This is a genomic window from Phytoactinopolyspora alkaliphila (assembly GCF_010550695.1).
Classification (GTDB): domain Bacteria; phylum Actinomycetota; class Actinomycetes; order Jiangellales; family Jiangellaceae; genus Phytoactinopolyspora; species Phytoactinopolyspora alkaliphila.
Genome location: NZ_JAAGOB010000029.1, coordinates 1 through 1342 on the forward strand (window position 1 = coordinate 1; position 1342 = coordinate 1342).

Below are 1342 nucleotides of genomic sequence, written 5' to 3' on the forward strand. Positions count from 1 at the left end.
AAAGCTCGTCCCGTCATCCCTCATCCGCCGTGAGGTACACGGAGAGTGAGGGTAGGAACGCACCTAGTACCTCTGAGTTACGCGAGACACGAATAAGCACGACGATCAAACGTGACGTGCGTCACATTCGACTCGGACATGCGGCCAGCCGATCACGGAGCAGCCACAGAACCAGCACATCGGTGCCATAGAAATGGCATAGCGACGATGCTATTGTTGAGGCCATGGCCACCACATTCGATCTCCCACCCGAACTCCACGAACAGGTTCGGCGGATCGCAGCGGCCGAGCGCCGGAGCATCACACAGACGCTCATCGTGGCCACCGAAGAATACGTCAAGCGGCATCAGCGCACAGCCCAGGTCGACGCACTGAGCGCACGCATCGCTGAGGAGGACGCTGAGTTGCTTCGGCGGCTCGCGTGACAGAGTTCCTCACGGCCGAGGACCTGCTCGTCATCGCCATGAACGCCACCGGCACCCAGCCTCTCGTGCGCGACCACGGCCTCCTGGAATCAGCCGCTGCACGGCCACAGGCAAGCGTCTTCGGTAGCGACGCCTACCCAGACCTTTGGGTCAAAGCCGCCGCACTGGGTCATTCGTTGATCCGTAACCATCCCTTGCTGGACGGAAACAAACGGCTTGGCTGGGTAGCGATGCGTACCTTCCTCGAGCTCAACGACGTCCCTCCGCTGCGGGCCGATGTCGACCGGGCAGAACAGTTCGTCCTCGATATCGCGTCAGGTGAGCTGGACGAGGTCACCGAGATCGCAAGACAACTCCGCGCCCTTGCAGAATGACTGCACATTGAGCGGACATCGGTCCACTCAATTGGCAGCGAGGGCCCTGCGCCACAAGGAGATGTCTCCCTGGTTGCCGGAACGGACGGGCCGGAAGCCAGGGAGACACACGAGTGACACGTGCTATGAAGTTGGGTTGGGTGTGCGTGGTGGCCCCGCCTAGGGGGTCGGGGCCACCACGCCCGAGGGGTTAGAGCAGGTCGTTGAGGTTCGCGGCCCGCTCGCCCGCTGCCTCCTCTCGGCGGCCGGTGGCCGAGGCGAGCATGAACCCGCCGATCAGCAGAGCCGCACCCATCAGCAGGATCCAGGTGTGCACACCCTGACCGGTGTCCGGCAGGTCCGGGCCATCCGGCGGAGGCGGCGTGACCGGCGGCTTCGGCGGCGTGTTGTGCGTCGTGGTGCAGCCATCGTTGCCATCGGCAGCATCCACACACACCGCCCGCTCGTCATCACTGGTGACGACGTTGCGCAGCACCGCATTCGGAGTGTCGCCGACGGTGACCGAGTACGTGATGGTCACCACCTCGTCGACATCCAGATCAC

At 63.6% G+C, this 1342-nt stretch carries 3 protein-coding genes; 2 read left to right on the forward strand and 1 reads right to left on the reverse strand.

Annotated features, from left to right (window positions below; all coding sequences use genetic code 11):
* Nucleotides 1-224 precede the first annotated feature (224 nt).
* Together G1H11_RS24910 and G1H11_RS24915 are read left to right on the forward strand one after the other, a co-directional pair.
* Entirely contained in the window at nucleotides 225-425 is a 201-nt protein-coding gene (locus tag G1H11_RS24910) for an Arc family DNA-binding protein (protein ID WP_163821412.1), read from the forward strand.
* Nucleotides 422-799 carry a type II toxin-antitoxin system death-on-curing family toxin gene (locus G1H11_RS24915; protein WP_163821414.1) on the forward strand — a complete coding sequence of 126 codons (378 nt, stop codon included), beginning with the start codon at nucleotides 422-424 and terminating at the stop codon, nucleotides 797-799. Before G1H11_RS24910 ends, G1H11_RS24915 begins: the two co-directional genes overlap by 4 nt.
* Nucleotides 800-989: 190 nt before the next feature.
* Here G1H11_RS24915 and G1H11_RS24920 read toward each other — a convergent pair.
* Nucleotides 990-1342: LPXTG cell wall anchor domain-containing protein (locus G1H11_RS24920; protein WP_163821416.1), on the reverse strand; the 353-nt coding region annotated here is incomplete at its 5' end.